Below are 17328 nucleotides of genomic sequence, written 5' to 3' on the forward strand. Positions count from 1 at the left end.
GAAACTCGGATATGAAGACGCCTGCCGACATCATCACCCGGCTGCAGCTGATGTCGCAGGACGGCACCAAGTCGGATCGCCGACTGGCAAGTCTTGTCCTGTCTGACCTCGACTTCGCCTCGAAGGCCGCGATCTCCGAGATCGCCGCGCGCGTCGGCGTCAGTGAGCCGACGGTGACCCGTTTTTGCCGCAATCTCGGCTGCGAGGGCCTGCGCGACTTCAAGTTCCATCTGGCGCAGGCCATAGCCATCGGCGGCCAGTATCTGTCGCCGGAGCCGCTGAGCCGCGACGCCCGCGAGCAGCGCATTGCGTCGGCCATCACCGAAGCGGCTGTCACAGCCATCCAGCGCGCCAGCGAGAATCTCGACATGACGACGCTGGTCGATGTCGCCGCGCGCCTTGCTGCGTCAGGCAATGTGCTGTGCATCGGTTCGGGTGGCATTTCCTCGATGATGGCGACCGAAATGCAGAACCGGCTGTTCAGGCTCGGCCTGCCGGTTCTGGCGCAGATCGACGGGCAACTGCAGCGCATGTACGCCGCCGTCGCCACGCCGGACACCACCGTGGTCGCCTTCTCGGTCTCCGGCTATGCCCGCTCGGTCATCGAGGCGGTGCAGGTCGCTCAGCAATATGGCGCCGCCACGGTGGCCGTCACCGCGCCCGACTCCGCACTGGCCATGGCCGCCGACACGGTCATCCACCTGCAGCCGCTCGAGGACGGCAACATCTACAAGCCGACATCGTCGCGCTACGCGCTGCTGGCGATCGTCGACATGATCGTGACATCGGTCGCCGAGACGCGCGGCCCGAAGGTGCTGGAGAACCTGCGTCGCATCAAGCAGAGCGTGAACACGCTGAAGGTCGACGATCCGCGTTTGCCGCTGGGCGATTGATTGAACTTCAGGCAGAGGATTGATCGCAGAGCGCTTCGACACGTCTTGCCAGCGCAGCCGGTTCGCCAACAATGCGCAGAGTCTTGAGCCGGGCCGTGCCGCCTGCAACGACCGAAACGGCCGAAGCCGGCACGCCCAGCGCCTTGGCGACCAGCTTCTCCAGCGCTTGATTGGCGGCGCCGTTTTCCGGCACGGCGCGGACCCGCGCCTTCACGTGACTTCGTCCGTCCGCCGATGTCTCGACACTTTCGAGCCTGTCCACCGAAGACTTTGGCGTCAACCGGACAAACAGCTCGATGCCGCTCTCGCTAACGCGGTACGGCGCGCTCATGCGATCTTCAGGCCAGCAGCAGCGGCGCCACCGTGGTGAGAATGAACTGCCTGAGGAAGAACAGGATCAGCAGCAGGATGATCGGCGAGATGTCGATGCCACCAAGGTCGGGCATGAAGCGCCGGATCGGCCGCAGCGCCGGCTCGGTCAGCCGGTAGAGCATGTTGCCGATGCTGCCGACGAACTGGTTGCGCGAGTTGACGACGTTGAATGCATAGAGCCAGGAAAAGATCGCCGAGGCGATGATGACCCACCAATAGAGGTCGAGCGCCATAACGATGGTTTGAATGAGGGCGAGCATGCCGGTCTCCAATTGTTGCCGACATGTAGCCATTACACGCCAAACCGGCAAGGGTAGGTTCCGCCATGCGACCTGCGGTCGGGTTTCGGTGATGCGCCGCCTTGACAGGAAACCGCGTCCCCCGATAAATGCGCCATCCGCTGGACGGGGCTGTAGCTCAGCTGGGAGAGCGCGTCGTTCGCAATGACGAGGTCAGGAGTTCGATCCTCCTCAGCTCCACCAGCGGAATAATCGATTGTCCGCCTTTCCCGAGCGGTAACGCCCAAGCATCATGCGATACCACGGCGTCAATGCCCCCAAAAATGGCCAGATGCGATTTCGCGTTCCCAAGGCGAAATGGTTGTCAATTGGACTTATGGCGATGGCCTCTGTCCGGTAGACGCTATTTTTTTTGGAAGCCGCCCCATTAGACTGGCGTTCTCAAATCAGTTTTTTCTGTGTGTTGTGACAAGGCGTTTCGGCAGGGGCGACCGAAGGCGCTATACGGATTCCGACTCGAAATGAAGAAGCCGCCCGCGGAAGCAAAAAAGTGTCCATTCGCGAGAATCTCGCTGCAAATCTCAGGCGGCTCTGCAAGGACCATGCTTCCGTCAGCGCGGTGTGCCGCGAGCTGGGCATCAACCGCACGCAGTTCGAGCGTTACCTGCAGGGGCAGACCGTTCCCAACAAGACCACCGCCAAGCTGATCTGCGACTACTTCCGCGTCGATGAACCCGAACTGTACCGGGACCCCGGCACGCCTGAGCTCTCGGCTCCCGGCCTGCCGCCGATTTCCGAAAGCCTGTTCACCCAGATGATCCGCCCGCCCGCTCCGTCGATCGCGAGCGGCACCTATTTCACCTATTTTTCGATTCCGACCCGCGCCGACCTCCTGATGCGCTCGGTGACCTTCGTGCGTCGCGAGGCCGAATTGGTCACATTCCGCAGGGTTACCGGATGGTCGGAGCGCCGCGGCTCGACATGGGCGCGGGCGCGCGGCAACCACTATGGCGTGGCGATCTCGCGTCTCAACTGGATCTATTTCAGCGGCGTCAACCGCCGCCAGACAGGCGAGCCGTCGCTGATCTCGGTGCAATGGGCGCCTATCTCCGAACCGGTGCTGACGGGCAAGGCCATGCTTCTGACCGAAACCGGACCGGCATTCGTGTCGGTCATCATGCGGCAGGACATGTCCAATATCCCGCCCAGGCGTGCGATCCGCATGGCGCACATCATCAGGCTCGATGATCCCGGTATCGATCAGCTCGTCGTCAGCCTCGCCCGGGATGGACTGGGCTGGCCGCATGCTTACGCTGAAAAAGAACAAGAATATCCCGAAAAAGCGTATGCTGGCTTTTGCCTACTCCATATCTGAGTAAAATCGATTTTTTTAGACTTTACTACCAAGAAAGATATTTTAGATCGTATTTGATTTACTACAATTTTAACAAAGGATTAACTCCTCGGACCATACCTTTCTTCTCGCGGATCCCTTTTGGGGATCCTTCAACAGATCCCATTGGGGGGGTCGGGAAAGGGACGAAAATGGCCAAGAAAGTCAACAATGCCCCGAAGCTGACGGTTGCCGCCGGCACGCAGACCGCCTTCTTCTCGCAGGGCATGCACTACGGCGGCTTGGTCGATCAATTAGCCGACTTAACATGTCCAATGTAGCCAATACCCCTTCCCAGAGTTCCATCCGATGACAGGAGCAGCACGTGTCAAATCATTCCTTACGTCAGTCAGAGCTCGATAGTCTCCAATATATCGCGACGATGACCAATGAGCTGGTGCAGATGGCCGAAGCAAGCCGTTTTCCCATGATCTCCTATCTGCTCGGCATGGCCTATGCCGAGGCCTTCGACGTCTTGCGCGGCGCACGGCCGGCCAGACATGCGCAGCTCAGCGGCAACCCTATGCACCCCAAGGCACACGCGAAAGGCAACCACGCTCAACCAAGGACAGCGTAGCGCGGTGCTGCAAAACTTGCTGCCGCTGCTGGAAAAGGTCGCCGCGGACCTCGGCCTGATCGCCGGCAGCCCGCGACACGGACATTCATGCGCACAGATTTGAGGGGACCAGCAAATGAACATGATCGCGACCATCAGGAGCGCCGACACCGGCGAAAGCATCTCGGCTGAAGGCCCTGATCGCCAGCCGGACGGCCTCGCCGGATGCTGCCCGCTTCGAGGCCCGGCAGCTGATTTCCATGGCAATGGCCGATACCTGGCAGGCCGACAGCCTCTGGGGCGCGGCGGATGCCTTTCACGTCCATTTCGACTTCATGATGCAGACCATCGACATCAATGGCGTCGGCGATCCCAACCTTTGGAATCCTGCGCACCAAATGCCGTTCTACCTGGAACAGGTCGAGGCGCTCTGCCAGTCGATGAGCCGGCGATAGACACCGTTCAATTCCTGGCGGCTGCTAGTCCCGCAAACTGAACACAAATGGCACCGTACGGCTGACGCGCGAGCCTAGTTCCGACGGCGGCGCCGGCACGGTGGCGCCCTGCAGCACCGCGAGCGCGGCACGGTCGAGTTCGGCATCGCCGGACGAACGGACCACGTGCGCCGATATCACCCGGCCTGAGGCATCCACGGTGAAGGCCACATTGGCATTGCCCTGCGCGCGTCGGGATTTCGCGGCACTCGGGTAGCGCTTGTGGCGGTTGATCCACGCCGTCAGCCGCGATTCCCATTTGACTGGGCTGACACCCGAAATCCCGGCCGCCGATTTCGGCGTCGCTGCCTTGGCGGCGGGCTTGATCTCGGCGCTTGCGGCACTTGCCGTCTTCGGCGGTTCCGCCTTTTGCTTCTTCGGCTTTGGCTTGGGCATGTCGACAGGCCTTTTGACCTTGGCTTCGGCCGGTTCCTTTTCCTTGCGCCGCTCCGTCGGCTTTGCCTGCGGCAGCGGAACGACAATCTCCGGCGCGACGGTCTCGACGATATCGGGGACGACCTCCTCCAGCGGCGGCTGGTCGACTGGTTCGACTTTCGTCATCTCCGTTGACTCGTCCGGCGGCACCGTCTCCGGCTCGGCAGCAGGCTCCGCTTGCTCGGTCACCTTGTCGGGTTCGGCTTTGGTGACCTTTTTGGTCTCTTCAACCGGCGCGGTCTGGTCGGGAATGGCCGCACCGAGCATCGCGGCCTGTTCAGGTAACGCCGGCGTCACCATCATCGGCGCCATTTCGATCATCAGGGCTGGCGGCGGTCCGCCATCCGGCAGGTCGGCTGGACTGAAATTCTGCACGGCATAGGCGACCGCGACGTGCGCCCCAAGCATCAGCACGGCCGCACATGCCCACAGGCCAAGATCGCGCCAGCCGAAGCGCGACAGGACCATCGTGGCCGAGGCGGCGGAGCATGTCATGGGGCAGCCGTCGCGCCTGGCCCCGGTGCGGCGGCATCACTGGCGGAAGCGGCCTCCAGGCCGACCAGGGCGACCTTCAGATAGCCGGCTGCACGCAGCAGGTTCATCGCCTCCATCAGGTCGCCATAGGCGACCGCCTTGTCGGCGCGCAGGAAGATGCGCGTCTGCTTGGCGCTCTTGGTGCGGCTGTCGAGTGTGGCGGCAAAAGCCGGGCGCGGCACGGTGTCATTGCCGATCGAGAGTGTGAGATCATCCTTCAATGTGAGGAAAAGCGGGGTCTCCGGCCGCGGCGCCGGTGTCGCGGTCGACCCGGGCAGGTCGACATTGACATCCACCGTCGCCAGCGGCGCCGCGACCATGAAGATGATCAGGAGCACCAGGATAACATCGATGAACGGCGTGACATTGATCTCGTGGCTCTCCTCGAGGTCGTCATCCATGGTCTGGCGGATCCGGCTGCTCATGGTCTTGCGCCGCTACTCGGCCGCCACCGCCGTCGCGGGTGCGACGTAGCGGAAATCGAGGTCGCGGCTGACCAGCCGTTCGACGCCCGCCGAGGCATCGGCCAGGATTTGCCGGTAGCCGGCTATGGAGCGGGCGAAGACGTTGTAGATCACCACCGCAGGAATCGCCGCGACCAGACCCATCGCGGTGGCCAGCAGCGCCTCGGCGATGCCTGGCGCGACCACGGCGAGATTGGTGGTCTGCGCCTGCGAAATGCCGATGAAGGCGTTCATGATGCCCCAGACGGTGCCGAACAGGCCGACGAAAGGCGCGGTGGAACCGATCGTCGCCAGCAGGCCGGTGCCGCGCGACATGCGCCGCGACGCCGCCGCCTCGATGCGCAACAGGCGCGAACTGACCCGTTCTTTCAGGCCGTCTCCCCCGACATGGTCGAGCGCACCGGCCGAAAGCGCGGTCTCTTCCGCCGCCGCCCGCACCAGGAGCGCGCCGGGGCCGCCACCGCGGTCGAGCGCGCGGCTCGCCTGCTTCAATGTCGCGGCATCGCCGATCGCGCGAACCGCGCGGCGGATGCGCAGCTTGCCGCCGAAAATCTCCAGCGATTTGGCCAGCCATATCGTCCAGGTTACGAGCGACGCGATGGCCAGTCCGATCATCACCGCCTTCACGATGATGTCGGCGGCCATGAACATGCCCCATGGCGACAGGTCGTGCGGCAGGTTCAGCTCCATCGCCCCCGCAGATGCCGCCGGCAGCGGGAGCGCCGGCGTCACGGGTGCGGCAGCCGCCGGCGCGGCAGGTGCCGGTGCGGCTGGAGCAGCTTGTGCCGCTTCGGTCGATGCGGCAGGTGCCTCAGCTGCTGGAGCAGCGCCGGCCGGTTGCTCCTGGGCCATCGCGCCGGTCGCCGCCAGGATCACCGATGCGACAAATGCCACCAACAAACCATGTCTCAACACGAGCTTCTTCCTTGTCCTTACAGCGGCCCCGGTCATGGCATTTCTCCAGCGCGGCCGCCGCATTCCAATCCCGGCTGCGCCAGGCAAGGTGCCCGGCTGACTATGAAACATGAACTTATTAGTCAACATTAAAGATGACTGCAATGCTCAACAATTTGGGAATGCGCCGCAAAATCCCTGAAACGCTACGGCGCCGGTGGTCTGCGATATCCGCCCCGGGCTATGCGATGACAGGCATCCAGTGTCGCCGTGTGCGGCGCCCGGAGCAAACGGCCCCGACGGACGGAGTTCCAGCCCGCGCCGGAGCCGCGCGGTGAACCGCACCTCTCGCTGGAACGCCCTCTCTCCTTGGAACGCATTGTCGCCACTGCGGTGGAACTGCTGGACGCACGGGGGATCGACGGATTGACGATGCGTCGACTGGCTGATCGCCTCGGCTCGGGCGTGATGAGCCTATATTGGCACGTCGACAACAAGGACGGCGTCTTCGATCTGGCGCTCGATTCCGTGCTCGAATATCGCGGATCGCCGCAAATAAATGCCGCTGAGGACTGGCGAGTGGAAATTGTCCATATGCTCGAAGATTGGCGGGCCGGCATGCTGCGCCATCCCTGGTCGGTACCGCTGTTGTCGAGCCGGGCGCTTGGACCGAACATTCTCAGCCGCCTGGAATTGCTCGGCAGGACTTTGTCCCGAGCCGGCGTGGCGGACAAGGATTTGAACGTCGCGATCTGGTCGCTATGGAACTATGTGATGGGCGCCACCATAACCCGGACGAGTTTCGACCTCGCGGACAGCGACAAGGCCGCCACGCAGCAGCACCACGCACATCCGGGCGAACGCTATCCCACGATCCAACGCTCTCGCCCGCTGTTCGACGACGATTGGGTCGGCACCTTCAGGAAGGGCCTCGATTTGCTGCTTGCGGGCCTCGCTCCCGGGAGATGAACCTGCCTAGCTGTGGCGCATCGGCCTCCCGGCGCGCCAGGGAGTTGCGTAGCAGCGCCAGTGTTTCCCGGCCAACTGTCGCGATCTCGTGTGGCGTGTCGACGCCGACGACCATGAACTCATCGATGCCGAGAGCCGCATAGGCAAGCAACGACAGCGCGACCTGGGCCGGTGGCCCGGAGAAGTCGACCGCCTTGTGGCCGGCGGCGGAAACACCTTGGTGGATCCTGACCGGAAGCGCGAAGCGCAGTTTGCCGGCACGGCCATATTCGGCTGCGGCGCCACGCGCCCGCTCCATCAATTGCCTGATATCGTCGATCGAGCCTGGCGCCAGCTCGAAGAGATCGGCATGCCGGCCGGCCACCCTCAGCGCCGTTCCGGATTGCCCGCCCATGCGGATCACGAGGTCGGCGCCATGCGGACCCTTGCGCGGCACGTAACCGCCTTTGATGCTGTAAAACGCGCCTTCGTGATCGAAGGGCCGGTCGTTCGACCACAGCCGCTTCAACAGGACCAGATATTCGTCGATGCGCTGCCAGACGACGCCATGGCCGACCGGCCGTGTCTCGGCATCGTCATCGTTCAGCGGCTCGCTGATCATCCTGAGCGCCAGCCGTCCGCCGCTCTCCCTGTCGATGGACGCCAGTTGGCGGGCAGCCACCGTCGGGTCGATCACCCCGGCCCAATGAGTGAGCACCACTTCCAGCGAAGCGGTGCGGTTGAGCACCTGGGACGCAAGATCCATGTTGGTCAGCAGCCCGGCCGAATCGTCGACGACGATCTTCTGGAAACCGCCGTCCTCGATCAGCCCGAGCTTCGTCGCGGTCTCGGCGAAGTCATAGAAAAAAGGAACCGCCGCGTCGGCAGTCTTGCCGGGAATATGGGTGAATTCGATCGGCATTGTCATCTCCTCCATCTCTGGAATCACTGATGCTGTGAAATGCGGCCCTCAGGTGCGCGAAAGCGCTCCGGGATCCGGTTCATTCAACTCCGATTGCCTGAAAGCTGTGGGGCAACAGCCCCTGTCGATCCCTTAGGGAATAAGGCCCAGCACGACTGCCCCGGTGAACACGAACGCAAGGGCAAAGACGAGATAGGCGAAAGCGCCGGCATAGGCCGGGCGAAAGCCCTGGGCATTGGCCAGCTTCTGGCCGTTGCTGTCGGTCTGGGCGTTCTGGATATAGGACATATCGACCTCCGTCTCGCCGGTTAATCTATAAAACTTGTAGACTTTGTCGATTGCTATTTTTGTGTCATAGGCAAAATTATTTTCTGATTGATCGCTGGAAATTGGTAGGAACTTGCTGTGGTGACATATCCAGGCGATGAAGTGATACGGCATGGCGGCATCGCTTTACGCGCCTGTTTCCTGCATTGGCCACTCGATGCAGGAGGGATAGCATCGCTGCCAGTGGCAACATGAAATCATCCAAAGGGAAGTTGGGAGCAGAAAAATGGGCGAAAGACTGGGCGGCAAGGTCGCCATCATTTCGGGCGGCGCGACGGGAATGGGCGGCGCGGCTTCGGAACTGTTTGCCGCCGAAGGCGCCAAGGTCGCGATCATCGACCGCAACGGTGAAGCAGCTGCTGCAACCGCGGCCGCGATACGCGCGCGGGGACACATAGCCGAACACTGGGTGGCCGACGTCTCTGATGAGGCCCAGGTCGAAGCTGCGGTTACAGGGGCGACCGAAAAACTCGGGCCCGTCACCGTGCTGTTCAATCATGCCGGCACCATCGTGATAAAGCCGTTCCTGGAGACGACGCTGCAGGAATGGGATTGGCTGCACGCCGTCAATGTGCGCTCGATGTTCCTGATGACACGCGCCGTGCTGCCCGGCATGATCGCCGCCGGCGGTGGATCGATCGTCTGCACCTCGTCGATCTCGGCGGTGGCGGCGACGCCGAATGAAGTGCTCTACGACACCACCAAGGGCGCCTGCCACATGTTCGCGCGCGCCATCGCGGTGGAGTTCCGTGACCACAACATCCGTTGCAACGCGGTCTGTCCCGGCTTCATCAGAACGCCGCACGGCCTGCGCGAGGTCGCCGATCTTGGCAGGCTCGGCGTCGATGTCTCGGACGCCGCACTTGCCGCGCAGCAGGGCCGCATCGGCGAGCCGGAGGAAGTGGCGAAGGCAGCGCTTTACCTGGCGAGCGACGAGTCCAGTTTCGTCAACGGCACGCATCTGTTCGTGGATAACGGCTTTACCGCGATGTGACGCATTCGGGCTTTGGGTCTTCGACCCAGGGACAGCTTGGCGCCTTCCTCTACCCGTCGATCGGGGGAGAGGAAAGGATGCCAAGTCCTATTCGCTTACCGCTCTTCCCGCCGAAACGGCTTCAGCAGTGCCGAGGGTGCCACCGCGTTGCGCGACATGACCGCCATCGCGATGATGGTAAAGATGAACGGCAGCATCAGGAACGCCTCGTAGGGGATATGCCCCAAACCGCTCGCCTGCATGCGGAGTTGCAAGGCATCGACGAAGGCGAACAGCAGCGCGGCCCCTGCCGAGCGCCACGGGTCCCAGCGGCCGAACACGACCAGCGCGATCGCCACCCAGCCGCGCCCGGAGACGACACCAAAGGTGAAGGCATTGAATTGCGCCATCGACAGGAAGGCGCCGGCGAGCCCCATCAGGGCGCCGCCGAGAATGACGGCCTGGAAACGCGTGGCAATGACGCTGACGCCGGCCGAATCGGCGGCACGCGGGTTTTCACCGACCATGCGCACCGACAGGCCCCAGGGTGTGCGGTAGAGCACGAAGGCGGCGAGCGGGATGGCAATGATCGCCATATAGACCAGCGCGAACTGGTTGAACACCGCAGGTCCCAGCACTGGAATATCTGAGAGGACCGGGATCGGCAGCGTCTGAAAACCCTTGATGCTCGGCGGCACCGATTGCTGGCCGAAGATCAGCCGGTAGAGGAAATAGGCAAGGCCCGACGAGAACAGCGTGACGCCGATGCCGCAGACATGCTGGCTGAGGCCGAGCGCCACCGTGAACAGCGCATGCAGCGCGCCCATCAGCATGCCGGTCAGCACCGCCACCAGCACGCCGAGCCACAGGCTTCCACTGAGGCTGGTGGCGGTGAAGCCGGTCATCGCGCAGAGCAGCATGATGCCTTCGATGCCGAGATTGAGCACGCCGGCCCGTTCGGAGAACATTTCGCCGAGCGTGGCAAAGGCCAGCGGCGTGGCGATGCGGATGATGGCGGCGAGAAAGCCGACCTGAAAAATCTGTTCGAACACCGCGCTCATCCGAAGGCTCCGACGCGGCGGATGCGATAGGCGGTGAACAGCAGCGCCACCAGCATGGCGAGCAGCGCCGTGCCCTGGATGACGTCGCTGAGGAAGGCCGGCACGCCGGTCGCCCGCGACATCGCCTCGGCACCGGTCATCACGGCGGCCAGAAAAATCGCCGCAGGCACGACGCCGAGCGGGTTGAGCCGAGCCAGCATGGCGACGACGATGCCGGAATAGCCGTAGCCCGGCGAGATGTCGCTCATCACCTGGAAGTGCACGCCGCCGACCTCGCCGACGCCGGCAAGACCAGCCAGCGCGCCCGACAGCAGCGCCGTCGAGATCAGCACTCGCTCGACATGGATGCCGCCATATCTGGCCGCTTCCGGGTTTTCGCCGGTAACCCTGATCCGGAAGCCGAGCGTCGTGCGCACGATCAGGAACCAGATCAATGGGGCCGCGACCAGCGCCGCGACGACACCGAGATGCAGCCGCGTGCCTTCGATCAACACCGGAAAGTTCGCCGAATCCTCGATCGGCGGCGAGATAGGGTAGCCGCTGAAGCTGTCCTTCCACGGCCCTTCGATCAGCGCCATCAAGGCGTAGTAGATGACCGAGTTGAGCAACAAGGAGCTCACCACATCATCGACCTTGAATTTTACGCGCAGCGTCGCCGGCACCAGCGCGACCGCGGCACCCGCGGCCGCACCCGCCAGCGCCATCAGCAGCATGGCGAGCGGCCCCGGCATGGGGATGGCGCCAACAAAACAGCTCGCCACCGCACCGGCAAGCAATTGCCCCTCGGCGCCGATGTTCCAGAATTTGGCACGGAAGGCGACGGCCACCGCCAGCCCGGTGAAGATCATCGGTGCGGCGCGCACCAGCGTTTCGGTGATGGCATAACTGTCGCCGAGCGAAGCGGTGAACATAACCCCGTAGGATTCGAGCACGCCCGCGCCGGCCAGCGCGATCAGGCCGCTGCATAGGACAAGCGTGGCGACAATCGCCAGCAGCGGCAAGGCCAAATTGAACCAGGCAGGTGTCGAGGTGCGGACTTCGAGGCGGAACATCAGCCGTGCCCCTCCGCGCCGGTCATCAGCAGGCCGAGCCGCGCGACGGTCGCGTCGGCGCTGTCCAGCGTGCCGGCGATGCGGCCTTCATACATCACCGCGATGCGGTCGCAGAGCACCAGCAGTTCTTCCAGATCCTCGCCGATGACGATAATGCCGCAACCCTTGGCGCGCATGTCGAGGAATTTTTCGTGGATGAAACGGGCGGCGCCAATGTCGAGGCCACGCGTCGGCTGCGACACGATCAACACCTTTGGGTCGAAGGCAAGCTCGCGCGCCAGCAGTGCCTTCTGCAGATTGCCGCCGGACAGCGCGCCGGCGCGCGTCATCGGCCCGGGACATCTGATATCATAGGCCTTGATCTGTTCTTCGGCGAAAGCGCGGATCGCATCCGGCTTGAGCAGCCCCCTGGCGGAGAAGGCCGATGTGCCGATGCGCGGCAGCACCATGGAATCGGCGAGCGGCAGATTGGTGACCAGCCCCGTCGTCATGCGATCTTCCGGGATGCGGCCAACGCCCAGTGCCTGCACCTCGCGCGGCGAGAACCGCGATACGGTCTCGCCGGCGATGGTCATCCGGCCGGCATCGGGCGCGCGCACGCCCGAGATGACCTCCGCCAGTGCCCGCTGGCCATTGCCGGAGACGCCGGCAATGCCGAGGATTTCGCCGGCACGAACCGCAAGCGACACATCGCGCAGCGCCGTGCCGGAATGCCGCCAGGTTGAAATGCCGTCGAGCGTCAGCACACCGGCGCCGGGCAGCGACGGCCCCCTCGCCGGCGGCACGATCTCATGGCCGCACATCAATTGCGCCATCGCCGCCGACGTCGTGTTGGCAGGATCGTCGACACGGCCGGCGACGCGGCCATGCCGCAGTACGGTGCAGCGATGGGTGAGCGCCCGCACCTCATTGAGCTTGTGCGAGATGAAGATGATGCCGAGCCCTTGCGCCGCCATAGACCGTAACGCCGAAAACAAACCCTCGACCTCGCTCGGCGCCAGCACTGCAGTCGGTTCGTCGAGAATCAAGAGCCTGGCGCCGCGAAACAGCGCCTTGACGATTTCCAGCCGCTGCTGCTCGCCGACCGACAGCGCCGAGACCGGCAGGTCGGGATCAAGCGTCAGCCCGTGCTGGCTGCTGATTTCAGCAAGCCGGGCCAGCCCGCCGGCGCGATCGATCCGCCCCGACTTGCCCGGAATACCGATGAGCAGGTTTTCCAGCACCGTCAGCCGTGGCGCCAGATGGAAATGCTGGTGCACCATGCCGATGCCGGCGGCCAGCGCATCGGCCGAGCTCGTGATCCGTACCGGCCGGCCCTGGATCAGGATCTCGCCGGCATCCGGCGCGTAAGCGCCGAACAGCACGTTCATCAATGTCGTCTTGCCGGCGCCGTTCTCGCCGAGCAGACCGAGGATTTCGCCCGGCGCCACGCTGAGATCCACGGCCTCGTTCGCCTTGAGGGCGCCGAAGGTCTTGGTGATGCCGCGCATTTCGATGAGGGGGGCGGACAAGGGCGCTCCTGAGAGGAATTGGCTTACCATGGCAGCTTTGATTGACAGGGATGCGCTGCACCCCCCTCTGGCATGCCGGACGAGGGGCGCCACGCACCGCCCCTCGAACCAACCCTCAATCCGAAACCGGCGTGTTCTCGTCCACGTCCACCCGGAAATTGCCTTCCAGGATCTCGGCCTTCTTCTTCTCGACCAGATCCTTGATCTCGGCGGGCAAGGTCTTGTCGAACTTGTGGAAGGGTGCCAGATACGAGCCGCCCTTGGCCATGCGCGAGAAATCGCCGTAATCCTGCGCCGTGTAGACGCCGGCCTTGACCAGTTTGATCGCCTGCTCGACCGTCGGGTACATGTCCCAGACCGGGCCGGTGATGACCGTATCGGGACCGAGGCTCGACTGGTCGGACATGTTGGAGATGGCGAAGATCTTCTTCTCCACCGCCGCCTCGATGACGCCGAAGCGTTCTGCATAGATGACATCGACGCCGGCATCGATCTGCGCCACCGCGGCCTCCTTGGCCTTCGGCGGGTCGAAGAAGGAGCCGATGAAGGCGACTTTCTTCTTGACGTTGGGATTGACCTCCTTGGCCCCGGCAAAGAAGGCGTTGACCAGCCGGTTCACTTCCGGGATGCCCATCGCCGCCACCGCGCCGACCGTGCCCGACTTCGACATCTTGCCGGCGATCATGCCCGAGAGATAAGCCGGCTCATGGATCCAGTTGTCGAACACGCCGAAATTGGGTTCGGCCGGCCCGGCGCCCGAGCCGAACAGCCAGGCGGTCTTTGGAAACTGCTTGGCGGTGCGGCGCGATTCACGCTCGGCGGCGAAGGCATCGCCCAGCACCAGCTGGTAGCCGCCTTGCGCATATTCGCGCATGACGCGGCTGAAGTCGGCGGTCTGCACCTTCTCGGACCATTTGTATTCGATACCGAGTTCCTTCTCGGCCTTCTGCAAGGCGACGTGGATCTGGTTGTCCCAAGGCTCCTCGATCGGAGTGGCGAAGATCGCCGCCACCTTCAGTTTTTTGCCCGCCGCGAAGGCCGCACTAGGCAGCATCGCCGCCGCCAGGCCAAGAGCGCCCAGCTCCAGCACGTTGCGCCGCGACAGTCCTTCGCGCGTCGAATGGGATTTGTTCTTCCGGTTTTCCATTGAAGTGCCCCTCTGTTCGACAGCCGTGTCGAGCCGGCTGTTCCAAAAATCAGACGGGGAACTATGGAACGGGTCAGCACTTTTGTCCACATGGTCAAATTTGGCGAAGCGCCGAATCTGACCATGGTCTTGTCGAGCCGAGAACCGACGATCAGGCCCGTTCGAGCGCGACGGCAATGCCCTGGCCGACCCCGATGCACATGGTGGCCAGCGCGTAGCGGCCACCGCGTTCGCGCAGCTCAAGTGCGGCCGTCCCTGAGATGCGGGCGCCCGACATGCCCAGGGGATGGCCAAGTGCGATGGCGCCGCCATTTGGGTTGACCTGCGGCGCATCCTCGGCAATGCCGAGCTGGCGCAGCACAGCGATGCCTTGTGAGGCGAAGGCTTCGTTGAGTTCTATGACATCGAACTGTTTTGGCGTCAGGCCAAGCCGCGCGCACAGCTTCTGCGTCGCCGGCGCCGGGCCGATGCCCATGATGCGCGGCGCGACCCCGGCGGCGGCCCCACCAAGGAAACGGGCGATCGGCGTCAGCCCGTATTTCCTGACAGCTGCTTCCGAGGCAACGATCAGTGCCGCCGCGCCGTCATTGACGCCGGATGCATTGCCCGCCGTCACCGTGCCGCCTTGCCGGAACGGCGTCGGCAATTTGGCCAGCGTCTCTACCGTGGTGCCGGCGCGGGGATGTTCATCCTTCGAGACCACGACCGGATCGCCCTTGCGCTGCGGGATCGTCACCGGGGTGATCTCCTTCGACAGCCGGCCATTGGCTTGGGCCGCGACCGCCTTGTCCTGGCTGCGCACGGCAAAGGCATCCTGGTCCGCGCGGGAAACAGCGAAGTCTTCCGCCACGTTCTCGCCGGTTTCCGGCATGGAATCGACGCCATACTGCTTCTTCATCAGCGGGTTGACGAAGCGCCAGCCGATGGTGGTGTCGTAAATCTCGGCATTGCGCGAGAAGGCAGCGTCGGCCTTGGGCATGACGAAGGGCGCACGGCTCATCGATTCCACCCCGCCTGCAATCATCAGTTCCGCTTCGCCGGCCTTGATGGCACGCGCGGCGATGGTCAGCGCGTCCATGCCCGAGCCGCACAGCCGGTTGACGGTCGAGCCGGGGACTTCCTGCGGCAGTCCTGCCAAAAGCAGCGCCATGCGCGCCACGTTGCGGTTGTCCTCACCGGCCTGGTTGGCGCAGCCATAGACGACGTCGTCGACCGCCTGCCAATCGATGCCGGCATTGCGCTCAAGCAAAGCCTTCAGCGGGATGGCGCCAAGATCGTCGGCACGCACCGAAGATAGCGAACCGCCGAAGCGGCCGATCGGCGTGCGGATGTAGTCGCAGATATAGGCCTCGGCCATGTCAGGCAGCCTTCCCTTTTCCGGTTCCTTCATGCGCCGCCTTGGTGCGGGCCTGCAGGTCGCGCAATGTCTTCAGTTCGAGTTCGCTTGGCGCCGGTGTTTCGTCAAGCGCCTCGGCGAACTTAACCACCCAGCCACAGCTCTCCTGCACCTGCTTGCGGGTGACCCCGGGATGCATCGAAACAACAGTGAATTCCTTGGTCACCGGATCCGGCTTCCAGACGGCGAGATCGGTGACCAGCAATGTCGGGCCCGATGTGTCGATGCCCAGCCGCTGGCGGTGGTCGCCGCCCTCGCCATGGCCAAAGGAGGTGAAGAAGTCGATTTTTTCGACCATGCCGCGCTTGGTCTGCGCCATGGTTATGTAGATCTCCTTCGACGATGTCGCGATCTCCGGTGCGCCGCCGCCACCGGGCAGACGCGTCTTGGGATGGAAATAGTCGCCGATGACGGTGGTGTTGATGTTGCCGAACTTGTCGAGCTGAGCGGCACCGAGGAACCCTATGGAAATGCGGCCGCCCTGCAGCCAGTAGCGGAACATCTCCGGCACGGCGACGGTGGTGACGGCGGTCTCGCACAATTCGCCATCGCCGATCGACAACGGCAGCACGTCGGGCGCGGTGCCGATCGTGCCGCTCTCGTAGATCAGCGTTATGTCAGGCGCATGCGTCAGCCGCGCGACGTTGCAGGCGGCCGACGGCGCGCCGATGCCGACGAAACAGACATCGTCGTTCTTCAACGCACGGCTGGCGGCGATCGTCATCATCTCGTTGGGGGTAAAGGCGAGCTGGCTCATGCCGCTTTCCTCAGATGTTCGACGCGGGCCGCGAAATCATCGGTGGTTCTTTCGATGACGTTCGCCTGCATCCAGGCCTGGAATTTCTCGCGGTCAGCGGCGATCTCATCCCATTCGAGATAGGCGGCGTTGTCCCTGACATAGTAACCATGTGCGTAGGACGGATGCGCGCCGCCGGGCACGGCCGAGATCGCCGCGATCGTCCAGTGCGGCAGCACGGTCAAATTGGGGTGCAGGTCGTCGAAATTGTCGACGACTTCCTCCACCGTCACCACAGCGCGCCTAGCCGCCAGCACGGCTTCCTTCTGGATGCCGATGATGCCCTCGACCAGCACATTGCCTTTCCTGTCGGCCTTCTGCGCATGGATGAAGGTGACGTCGGGCCGGATCGAAGGCACCGCCGCCAGCACCTCGCCGGTGAACGGACAGGTGACCGACCTGATGTTGGGATTGACGTCAGCCAACCCGGCGCCGCGATAGCCGCGAAACACGGCACAGGGCAGGCCGGCCGCGCCCGCTTCATAGGCGTTGGCCATCCCGGCATGGCTGTGTTCCTCGATCTCGATCAACCCGGGGAAACCGTTCTCGATCGCATCGCGGGCGCGCCGCAGCAGGCCGACGCCGGGGTTGCCGACATAGGAGAAGACGATTTTTTTCGCCATGCCCATGCCGATCATCTGGTCGTAGATCAGGTCGGGCGTCATGCGGATCAGGGTCAAGTCGCGAAACCCCTGGCGGATCGCCTCGTGCGCTGCCGCCGTCGGGATCAGATGGGTGAAGCCTTCGAAGGCAACCGTGTCGCCATTGCTGAGGTTCTCGGCCACGGCCTGTTTGAGCGGCAGGAACTTGACCATCGCAGCGGCCCTCAGGATTCAACAAAGTTCGCATTGCGAACAAAAGTACCGTATGTGATATTTTCTAGCAGGATTTCTTTGTGGTCTGAGAAGCCTGTTGAACTTT

21 protein-coding genes and 1 tRNA gene are annotated in these 17328 nt (G+C 63.5%); 8 read left to right on the top strand and 14 right to left on the bottom strand.

The genetic code is table 11. The annotated features are described in order from the left end of the window. Positions 1–11 precede the first annotated feature (11 nt). Positions 12–893 carry a MurR/RpiR family transcriptional regulator gene (locus FJ960_RS21910; RefSeq protein WP_140716725.1) on the top strand — a complete coding sequence of 294 codons (882 nt, stop codon included), beginning with the start codon at positions 12–14 and terminating at the stop codon, positions 891–893. 7 nt (positions 894–900) lie between these two features. Here the strand turns inward: FJ960_RS21910 and FJ960_RS21915 are convergent, their stop codons facing one another. Next, the gene (locus FJ960_RS21915; RefSeq protein WP_140716727.1) at positions 901–1224 is read right to left on the bottom strand and encodes a DUF167 family protein; all 324 of its coding nucleotides are present in this window, start codon (positions 1222–1224) and stop codon (positions 901–903) included. Positions 1225–1231: 7 nt separating this feature from the next. Beyond that, positions 1232–1525, bottom strand: coding sequence for a YggT family protein (locus FJ960_RS21920; protein ID WP_015315112.1), 294 nt, complete (start codon positions 1523–1525; stop codon positions 1232–1234). Positions 1526–1671: 146 nt separating this feature from the next. On the opposite strand from FJ960_RS21920, the gene FJ960_RS21925 reads away from it, so the two are divergent. The 5 genes from FJ960_RS21925 to FJ960_RS29960 all read left to right on the top strand — a co-directional run bounded on the left by FJ960_RS21925 (position 1672) and on the right by FJ960_RS29960 (position 3908). After that, positions 1672–1747 (top strand) — tRNA-Ala (locus tag FJ960_RS21925). 307 nt (positions 1748–2054) lie between these two features. Beyond that, complete coding sequence (locus tag FJ960_RS21930) at positions 2055–2879, top strand: helix-turn-helix transcriptional regulator (RefSeq protein ID WP_246672896.1); 825 nt, start codon at positions 2055–2057, stop codon at positions 2877–2879. Positions 2880–3049: 170 nt separating this feature from the next. Then, positions 3050–3178, top strand: coding sequence for a hypothetical protein (locus tag FJ960_RS30180; protein WP_281405580.1), 129 nt, complete (start codon positions 3050–3052; stop codon positions 3176–3178). A gap of 44 nt (positions 3179–3222) precedes the next feature. Further along, complete coding sequence (locus tag FJ960_RS21935; RefSeq protein WP_140510785.1) at positions 3223–3474, top strand: hypothetical protein; 252 nt, start codon at positions 3223–3225, stop codon at positions 3472–3474. A gap of 239 nt (positions 3475–3713) precedes the next feature. Continuing rightward, on the top strand, positions 3714–3908 hold the full coding sequence (locus tag FJ960_RS29960) for a hypothetical protein (protein WP_246672897.1): 195 nt from the start codon (positions 3714–3716) through the stop codon (positions 3906–3908). A gap of 24 nt (positions 3909–3932) precedes the next feature. Here the strand turns inward: FJ960_RS29960 and FJ960_RS21945 are convergent, their stop codons facing one another. The 3 genes from FJ960_RS21945 to exbB are packed head-to-tail and all read right to left on the bottom strand — an operon-like array spanning position 3933 to position 6295. After that, a complete protein-coding gene (locus FJ960_RS21945) occupies positions 3933–4877 on the bottom strand; it encodes an energy transducer TonB (RefSeq protein ID WP_140716729.1) in 945 nt (314 codons plus the stop codon). Further along, positions 4874–5341, bottom strand: coding sequence for a TonB system transport protein ExbD (gene exbD, locus FJ960_RS21950; protein WP_140716731.1), 468 nt, complete (start codon positions 5339–5341; stop codon positions 4874–4876). Before exbD ends, FJ960_RS21945 begins: the two co-directional genes overlap by 4 nt. Before the next feature lie 12 nt (positions 5342–5353). Next, positions 5354–6295 carry a tonB-system energizer ExbB gene (gene exbB, locus FJ960_RS21955; protein WP_140510812.1) on the bottom strand — a complete coding sequence of 314 codons (942 nt, stop codon included), beginning with the start codon at positions 6293–6295 and terminating at the stop codon, positions 5354–5356. A 249-nt stretch (positions 6296–6544) separates the two neighbouring features. Between exbB and FJ960_RS21960 the strand changes: the two genes are divergently transcribed. Then, positions 6545–7243: a TetR/AcrR family transcriptional regulator C-terminal domain-containing protein gene (locus tag FJ960_RS21960; RefSeq protein ID WP_140716733.1), complete on the top strand. Its 699-nt coding sequence runs from the start codon at positions 6545–6547 to the stop codon at positions 7241–7243. On the opposite strand, the gene FJ960_RS21965 is transcribed toward FJ960_RS21960, so the two are convergent. Beyond that, the gene (locus tag FJ960_RS21965) at positions 7194–8144 is read right to left on the bottom strand and encodes an LLM class flavin-dependent oxidoreductase (protein WP_140716735.1); all 951 of its coding nucleotides are present in this window, start codon (positions 8142–8144) and stop codon (positions 7194–7196) included. The two genes, FJ960_RS21960 and FJ960_RS21965, sit on opposite strands and share 50 nt — an antisense overlap. 132 nt (positions 8145–8276) lie before the next feature. Next, entirely contained in the window at positions 8277–8432 is a 156-nt protein-coding gene (locus tag FJ960_RS21970) for a hypothetical protein (protein WP_140510795.1), read from the bottom strand. 265 nt (positions 8433–8697) lie between these two features. Between FJ960_RS21970 and FJ960_RS21975 the strand changes: the two genes are divergently transcribed. Beyond that, complete coding sequence (locus tag FJ960_RS21975; RefSeq protein WP_140510796.1) at positions 8698–9465, top strand: SDR family oxidoreductase; 768 nt, start codon at positions 8698–8700, stop codon at positions 9463–9465. 95 nt (positions 9466–9560) lie between these two features. On the opposite strand, the gene FJ960_RS21980 is transcribed toward FJ960_RS21975, so the two are convergent. The 7 genes from FJ960_RS21980 to FJ960_RS22010 all read right to left on the bottom strand — a co-directional run bounded on the left by FJ960_RS21980 (position 9561) and on the right by FJ960_RS22010 (position 17222). Beyond that, positions 9561–10505, bottom strand: a complete 945-nt coding sequence (locus FJ960_RS21980; RefSeq protein ID WP_140716737.1) for an ABC transporter permease — start codon at positions 10503–10505, stop codon at positions 9561–9563. After that, complete coding sequence (locus FJ960_RS21985; RefSeq protein ID WP_140716739.1) at positions 10502–11557, bottom strand: ABC transporter permease; 1056 nt, start codon at positions 11555–11557, stop codon at positions 10502–10504. Before FJ960_RS21985 ends, FJ960_RS21980 begins: the two co-directional genes overlap by 4 nt. Beyond that, entirely contained in the window at positions 11557–13068 is a 1512-nt protein-coding gene (locus FJ960_RS21990; protein ID WP_140716741.1) for an ABC transporter ATP-binding protein, read from the bottom strand. The genes FJ960_RS21985 and FJ960_RS21990 overlap by 1 nt, the downstream gene beginning before the upstream one ends. A 115-nt stretch (positions 13069–13183) precedes the next feature. Further along, complete coding sequence (locus tag FJ960_RS21995) at positions 13184–14215, bottom strand: BMP family protein (protein WP_140716743.1); 1032 nt, start codon at positions 14213–14215, stop codon at positions 13184–13186. Positions 14216–14366: 151 nt separating this feature from the next. After that, positions 14367–15572, bottom strand: a complete 1206-nt coding sequence (gene pcaF, locus FJ960_RS22000; RefSeq protein WP_140716801.1) for a 3-oxoadipyl-CoA thiolase — start codon at positions 15570–15572, stop codon at positions 14367–14369. Between the two features lies 1 nt (position 15573). Beyond that, positions 15574–16368, bottom strand: coding sequence for a CoA-transferase subunit beta (locus FJ960_RS22005; RefSeq protein WP_140716745.1), 795 nt, complete (start codon positions 16366–16368; stop codon positions 15574–15576). Beyond that, on the bottom strand, positions 16365–17222 hold the full coding sequence (locus FJ960_RS22010; protein WP_140716747.1) for a CoA transferase subunit A: 858 nt from the start codon (positions 17220–17222) through the stop codon (positions 16365–16367). The genes FJ960_RS22005 and FJ960_RS22010 overlap by 4 nt, the downstream gene beginning before the upstream one ends. Between the last annotated feature and the right edge of the window lie 106 nt (positions 17223–17328).

This window comes from Mesorhizobium sp. B2-3-11, assembly GCF_006442215.1.
GTDB lineage: Bacteria > Pseudomonadota > Alphaproteobacteria > Rhizobiales > Rhizobiaceae > Mesorhizobium > Mesorhizobium salmacidum.